At 40.4% G+C, this 245-nt stretch carries 1 protein-coding gene; it reads right to left on the bottom strand.

All coding sequences use genetic code 11. The features are described from left to right. Positions 1-245 (bottom strand): phosphoglycerate kinase (pgk, locus tag Q5762_RS39360; protein WP_315897124.1); only part of this gene is annotated, 245 nt, incomplete at both ends.

Raw genomic sequence — 245 nt, 5'->3', positions numbered from 1 at the left:
CTTTTTCTTTGGCTTGTTTTACAATCTCTCTGGCAAGATCCAATTTGTCATCTTCGCAAAGAGAAGATCCTATCTTACCGCCATCAGCCTTGGCAAAAGTATAGGTCATAGCTCCGGTAAGGATAAGATTGTCTACCTTGTTGAGAAGGTTTTCGATGATTTCGATCTTTGAAGACACCTTAGATCCTCCCATGATAGCTGTGAACGGACGATTGATGTCATTCATCACTTTTTCTACAGCTTTT

This window comes from Streptomyces sp. P9(2023), from assembly GCF_032436795.1.
GTDB lineage: Bacteria > Actinomycetota > Actinomycetes > Streptomycetales > Streptomycetaceae > Streptomyces.
This window is presented reverse-complemented; position numbering and strand designations above follow the sequence as displayed.